The sequence below is a fragment of the Pseudomonas donghuensis genome, assembly GCF_000259195.1.
Taxonomy (GTDB): domain Bacteria; phylum Pseudomonadota; class Gammaproteobacteria; order Pseudomonadales; family Pseudomonadaceae; genus Aquipseudomonas; species Aquipseudomonas donghuensis.
The window spans coordinates 87584-93760 of record NZ_JH650762.1 but is presented as its reverse complement, the minus strand read 5'-3'; the positions used below and the strand labels follow the sequence as shown (position 1 = coordinate 93760).

The window sequence follows — 6177 nt, the reverse complement described above, 5'->3', positions numbered from 1 at the left end:
GCCCCTGCCCTTCCAGTGCGCGCAGGGCCTGGCCGACCTGGCCCTGGCTGAGGTTCATCACCGGCTCCCGGCTGGTCTTCTGGTTGCAGGCCAGGACCAGGGCGTTGAGGGTCAGCGGGTAGGTTTCCGGGCTGGTGGCCTGTTTTTCGATCAGCGAACCGAGCACGCGGATTTCGCTGCTGCTGAAACGCGCGTCGGAAGAGGTTTGGTGTTCGGCGGACATGGCCCTGTCTCTATGCGAAGAAAGGCCTCTAGCCTAGGTGCGCAACAGGGTAAAACACAAGCAGCCGGTGCAGGACGCACCGGCTGCTGTTCAGGCTCAGGCGGCCTGGCGTTCCTCGGCCAGGCAGGCCGCGGCGGTAAACAAGACGTCGGTGGAGGAGTTCAGCGCGGTTTCCGCCGAGTCCTGCAGCACACCGATGATGAAGCCGACGGCCACCACCTGCATGGCGATCTCGCTAGGGATACCGAACAGGCTGCAGGCCAGCGGGATCAGCAGCAGCGAACCACCGGCCACACCCGAAGCGCCACAGGCGCAGACGGCGGCGACGACGCTGAGCAGGATCGCGGTCGGGATGTCGACGGCAATGCCCAGGGTGTGCACGGCGGCCAGGGTCAGCACGGTGATGGTGATTGCCGCACCGGCCATGTTGATGGTCGCGCCCAGCGGGATGGACACCGAGTAGGTGTCTTCGTGCAGGCCGAGTTTTTCGCTCAGGGCCATGTTCACCGGAATGTTGGCTGCCGAGCTGCGGGTAAAGAAGGCCGTGATGCCGCTTTCACGCAGGCACAGCAGCACCAGCGGGAAAGGGTTGCGGCGGATCTTCCAGAACACGATGATCGGGTTGATCACCAGCGCCACGAACAGCATGCAGCCGATCAGCACCGCCAGCAGGTGCAGGTAACCAAGCAGGGCGTCGAGCCCGGATTGTGCCAGGGTCGAGGCGACCAGGCCGAAAATCCCCAGCGGCGCGAAACGAATCACCACGCGCACGATCAAGGTCACCCCGTTGGACAGGTCGGCGACCACCGTCCGCGTGGTTTCCCCGGCATGCCGAATGGCCACGCCGAGGCCGATGGCCCAGGCCAGGATGCCGATGAAGTTGGCGTTCATCAGCGCGCTCACCGGGTTATCGACCACGCTCAGCAGCAGGCTTTGCAGCACTTCGGCGATACCGCCGGGTGCGCTCAGGGCGACGTCCGAGGTGTTCAGCGCGAGGCTTGAGGGGAAGGCCATGCTGGCAATTACCGCGACCACGGCAGCGGCGAAGGTGCCGAACAGGTACAACACCAGGATCGGGCGAATATGGGTTTCAGTGCCGTGACGATGGTTGGCGATCGAGGCCATGACCAGGATGAACACCAGGACCGGCGCCACCGCCTTGAGGGCGGAGACGAAGACCTTGCCGACAAAACCGAGGCTTGCTGCGGTGGCGGGGGCGAACATGGCCAGGGCAATGCCGGCGACGAGGCCGATCATGATCTGGACCACCAGGCTGGTGCGGTTCAACAGGTTTAGAACAGGGGTCATGGCAGGTGTTTCTCTGTTTTGTTCAGGGGCGGCGGGCGAACCACGGCGCTGGAGCATGGGGCACCTGGCAGGGCAGGGCCGAGAAAAAGGGCGCGACTTTAGCACAGCAGGGCACATTTGGTATTTGCGCTGTGTCAGACGGTAGGACGGGCGTGTAGTATGCGCGCCCTTTACAAACGGCCTTGGCCGTTTTTGTTCAGCTGCGGAGTGTAGATGTTATTGCCCATCCTGTTGCTGGCTGCGGCCGGCTTCACTGTGTTGACCACCGAGTTTGTCATCGTCGGCCTGCTGCCGGGCATTGCCCGCGACCTTGAGGTCAGCGTGTCTCAGGCGGGCCTGCTGGTGACCCTGTTCGCCTTCACCGTGGCCTGCTTTGGCCCGTTCCTCACCGCCTGGGCGGCGCGATTCGAGCGCAAGCGGCTGTTTGTTGGCATTTTGCTGGTGTTCGCGGCGTCCAACGCCCTGGCAGCCATCGCTGGCAACCTCTATGTGATGGGCGTGGCGCGCCTGATCCCGGCACTGGGTTTGCCGGTGTTCTGGGCCCTGGCCAGTGAGACGGCGGTGGATATCGTCGGCCCGGCCTATGCCGGCCGGGCCATCTCCAAGATCAGCTTTGGCGTGGTCTGCGCCACGGTGTTCGGCATTCCGGTCGGCACCCTGATCGGCGATGCCCTGGGGTGGCGCGCGGCCTTTGCGGTGCTGGCGCTGCTGGCCCTGGCCAAGGCCTTGCTGCTGTACGTCTACCTGCCGCGCACGCCCCGGCACAACCAGGCCACTTCACTGCTTGGCCAGTTCGGCATCCTGCGCAGCCGCCTGCTGCAAGGCCATGTGCTGCTCTCGGTGCTGGTGTTCAGCGGCATGTTCACCGCCTACACCTACCTGGCCGACATGCTCGAGCGCCTGGCCGGCTTTGACGGCGCGCTGGTCGGCTGGTGCCTGATGGGCTTTGGTGCGGTCGGCTTGATCGGCAACAGCCTGGGTGGTCGCGCGGTCGATCGGCATCCGTTGAAGGCCTCGGCTGCTTTCTGTGCCCTGATGATGGTCGGCATGATTGCCGTGGTCCCGGCGATCCATACGGTGTACGGGTTGGGCCTGGCGCTGGGGATCTGGGGCATGACCCAGGCGGCGCTGTTCCTGGTCAGCCATGTGCGGTTGATCAAGGCCGCGCCCCAGGCCCCGGCCTTTGCCGCATCGCTGAACATCGCCGGAGCCAACCTGGGCATCGGCCTGGGCGCGGTGATTGGCGGGCGGGTGATCGACACCCTGGGCCTGGCCAACCTCGGTTATGCCGCCGCCATCCTTATTGGTTTGTCGGTGCTGCTGGCGCTGGGGCTGATGAGCCCGCGCCTGCAGCCGGCTACCAATTGAACAACTGGCGCCGGGCGCCTTCGGTGATGGCGACGATGCCCGGGTGCTTGACCTTGCGCTCCACCGAGATGGCATAGAAGGATTCGTTGACCGCGTCGGTCTGGCCGATCAGTTCGACGCCGTACTGCTTGCACACCTCGTCGGCAATCACGCTGGGGGCGATGAAAATGCCGCTGCCGGATTGGCCGAAAGCCTGCATCAAGGCGCTGTCGTCGAACTCGCCGACGATCCGCGGCTGCAGTTGCTGTTCGGCGAACCAGCGCAGCAGGCGGCTGCGCACCACGGTTTCCTGGCCGGGGATCAGCAGCGGCGCATGTTGCAGGCAGGCCGGGAAGGTACGCCCGTACTGTTCGGCCAGTGCGGGCGTGGCAAAAAAACTGATCCCGCATTCACCGAGCTTCTGGCTGTAGCCCTTGATGTCCAGGTGGCTGGGCATCGGGCTGTCGGAAATCACCAGGTCCAGGCGCTGGATCGCCAGGTCCGCCAGCAAGCGCTCGAGTTTGTCTTCACGGCAGCTCAGGCGCAGGGCGTCCTCCATGTCCATGGTCGGCGCCAGCAGGCGATAGACGATGGACTTGGGCACCACATCGGCCACGCCAACCCGGAACAGGATCTGCTGTTCATCCGGCCGGGCCCGCAGCATCGCCTCCAGCTCACCGCCAATCTGGAACATCTGTTCGGCGTAGGCCAGGGTTTGCCGGCCGCTCTCGGTCAGTTCCAGCTGGCGCCCGACCCGGCGAAACAACTCGATGCCATAGGTTTGTTCAAGCAGGGTGATCTGCCCGCTGATGGTTTGCGGGGTCAGGTTCAGTTGCTCGCAGGCGCGCACGATGCTGCCGGTCTTGGCCACCACCCAGAAGTAATGCAGTTGGCGGTAATTGAGCATGCCGATTCCCGATTCGTAAAAACCGAAGTATAACCGCTGAAAATACGAATTTTCCTGATGTATTCGTCTCTTTAGAATCCCTTGCCATCACGGTGCCCCTGAATGAGCACCGATCAATTGCACGGAGATCCACAGATGCTGCACGTCAAATCCATCGGTACACCCCTGGTGTTGCTGCTGGCCCTGCTGGCCATGAGCGGTTGCGAGCAGGCGGAAAAGTCCGCCCAGCAGATGCTCAACCAGGCGGCGGAGTCGGCCAAGGAGGCCATCGACAAAACCAACGAAGCCGCCCAGCAGGCCCTGAGCGAAGCCACCGGCTCCGAAGGCAGCGACAAGGCCGGCAAACCCGAGCGCGACGCCAGCGCCCAGGACATCTGACCCACCCCTTACCCCGATGCAGGATTTGATTCATGGAATACTTGTTGGAACTCGCTGCAAGCCCGACTGCCTGGGTCGCCCTGGCCACCCTGGTGGCCATGGAGATCGTCCTCGGTATCGACAACCTGATCTTCATCTCGATCCTGACCAACAAGTTGCCTGAGGCCTACCGCTCCAAGGCGCGGCGCATTGGTATCAGCATGGCGCTGGTGATGCGCCTGGGCCTGCTCAGCACCGTGGCCTGGATTGTCCAGCTCACCGAGCCGGTGGTCGATGTGTTCGGCCATACCTTCTCCTGGAAGGACATGATCCTCGTCGCCGGTGGCCTGTTCCTGCTGTGGAAAGCGACCAAGGAAATCCACGAGAGCGTCGACCCGCGTGCCCAGGCTGAAGCCAAGGCGTCTTCGACCATCACCCTGGGCTTTGCCGCGGCGATCGGTCAGATCCTGGTGCTGGACATCGTCTTCTCGATCGACAGCATCATCACCGCCGTGGGCATGACCGAGCACCTGCCGATCATGATCATCGCCGTGATCAGTGCCGTGATCGTGATGCTGGTGGCCGCCGACCCGCTGGCCAAGTTCATCAACGACAACCCGACCGTGGTGATGCTGGCCCTGGGCTTCTTGATCATGATCGGCATGACCCTGATCGCCGAAGGTTTCGGTGCTCACGTGCCTAAGGGTTATGTGTATGCGGCGATGGCCTTCTCGACGGCGATCGAAGTGCTGAACATCATGTCGCGCCGGGCGCGCTTGAAGCGCGAGGCTACTGAAGCTTAATAATTGCTGAAGTAGAAACTGTGGGAGCCGGCCTTGCCGGCGATGGGATCAGCGCGGTGCTTGTGACTGCGCGGTGTCCGCATCGCTGGCAAGCCAGCTCCCACAGTGCTTTATGCCAGCTATGAATCTAATGCGCCCCGGCATGCCGGCGACTACGCCGCACCGGCACCGCGTCTTTGCCTTCAGGCTGAATACGATGGTGCGGATGGTGACGCCGGGCGATGCGCAACACTCCCCAGAGCATGGCGGCAGCGACGCTCAACCAGGCGCCGACCAGCATCAGGATTGCCATTGTCAGGCTCATGTCTGCCTCCTCACGTCCGCGCCAAGGCAACAAGGCTCGCCACGCGGACACCTGTTCAGTCTAGCCCTTTGCATGTTGCAGGCTATTGACCGATGGTCTAGCCGCTTGGGCCGCTTTGTTCTAAGCCTGTGTCGGGCTATACCCCGGGCGCTGGCCAGCCTATGATCAGCGCTCAGGGCCGGGCAGTGGCTGCCGGCCGTCATCGAGCGAGTGTTCATGCCTCCACTGACTTCCCTAATCGGCTTCACCCCACGGCGCCTGCTGGCCGCCTGCGCGGTGAGCCTGGCCCTGGCCGGTTGCGCCAGCCAGCCGCCGTCCCAGCTTAAAAGCCTGCCGCAACGGGTCGAGATCGGCTCGGTACCGTTCTACCGTGGCGAAGCCAACCAGAGTGCGTCGATGGCCTTGGCGGCATTGCTGTCGCAACAGGGCGTGCGTATCACCCCGGGGCTGCTCGACAAACCGTTGGGCCTGCCGCACAACATCGACAAGCTTGAAGGCTCGATCCAGCGGGTTGGCCGCGAGTACGGCATGGTCGTCTATCCGCTCGACCCACGCCTGGACGCCTTGCTGGCGCAAGTGGCGGCGGGCAATCCGGTGTTGCTGCGTTTTCAGGAGGGTTCGGCGTTCTGGAGCGAGCCGCGCTATGCCTTGCTGGTCGGCTACGACCGCTACAAGCAGCGGGTGTTGTTGCGGGCGGGGACGAACCGGCGCCTGCTGATGGAATTCGACGATTTCGAGTCAGCCTGGCAAAAGCAGGGGAGTTGGGCGGTGCTGCTCCAGCAGCCGGGCCAGTTGCCGGCCCAGGTTGACCGTCAGCGCTGGCTGAAAGCGGCCAATGACCTGGCCCAGGCGGGCCAGGAACAAGCGGCCCGGCAGGCCGTCAGCGCCCTGGGGCAATGACGGCGCAGGCCGGGCCGGGCAGGGGAGC

Annotated in this window: 6 protein-coding genes and 2 pseudogenes; 4 read left to right on the top strand and 4 right to left on the bottom strand. The window is 63.9% G+C overall.

All coding sequences use genetic code 11. The features are described 5' to 3' along the window. Both UW3_RS29425 and sstT read right to left on the bottom strand, forming a co-directional pair. Nucleotides 1-166 (bottom strand): annotated as a pseudogene (locus tag UW3_RS29425) (DUF480 domain-containing protein); the annotation flags it as partial. Nucleotides 167-319: 153 nt separating this feature from the next. Then, nucleotides 320-1531, bottom strand: a complete 1212-nt coding sequence (sstT, locus tag UW3_RS0110785; protein WP_010222446.1) for a serine/threonine transporter SstT — start codon at nt 1529-1531, stop codon at nt 320-322. Nucleotides 1532-1744: 213 nt separating this feature from the next. Here sstT and UW3_RS0110780 point away from each other — a divergent pair, with 213 nt between their 5' ends. Next, nucleotides 1745-2899 (top strand): MFS transporter, encoded by a 1155-nt coding sequence (locus UW3_RS0110780; RefSeq protein WP_010222445.1) that lies wholly within the window; start codon nt 1745-1747, stop codon nt 2897-2899. Here the strand turns inward: UW3_RS0110780 and nhaR are convergent. Continuing rightward, nucleotides 2889-3785 carry a transcriptional activator NhaR gene (gene nhaR, locus UW3_RS0110775; RefSeq protein WP_010222444.1) on the bottom strand — a complete coding sequence of 299 codons (897 nt, stop codon included), beginning with the start codon at nt 3783-3785 and terminating at the stop codon, nt 2889-2891. The genes UW3_RS0110780 and nhaR overlap by 11 nt on opposite strands. A gap of 135 nt (nt 3786-3920) precedes the next feature. On the opposite strand from nhaR, the gene UW3_RS0110770 reads away from it, so the two are divergent. After that, the gene (locus UW3_RS0110770) at nt 3921-4163 is read left to right on the top strand and encodes a hypothetical protein (RefSeq protein ID WP_010222442.1); all 243 of its coding nucleotides are present in this window, start codon (nt 3921-3923) and stop codon (nt 4161-4163) included. A 32-nt stretch (nt 4164-4195) separates the two neighbouring features. Next, the gene (locus UW3_RS0110765; protein ID WP_010222440.1) at nt 4196-4945 is read left to right on the top strand and encodes a TerC family protein; all 750 of its coding nucleotides are present in this window, start codon (nt 4196-4198) and stop codon (nt 4943-4945) included. Nucleotides 4946-5072: 127 nt separating this feature from the next. Here UW3_RS0110765 and UW3_RS28980 read toward each other — a convergent pair whose 3' ends face one another. Continuing rightward, nucleotides 5073-5249, bottom strand: a complete 177-nt coding sequence (locus UW3_RS28980; protein WP_010222439.1) for a hypothetical protein — start codon at nt 5247-5249, stop codon at nt 5073-5075. Nucleotides 5250-5410: 161 nt separating this feature from the next. Between UW3_RS28980 and UW3_RS0110755 the strand changes: the two are divergent. Next, nucleotides 5411-6149: pseudogene (locus UW3_RS0110755) on the top strand (peptidase C39 family protein). The last annotated feature ends 28 nt before the right edge of the window (nt 6150-6177 follow it).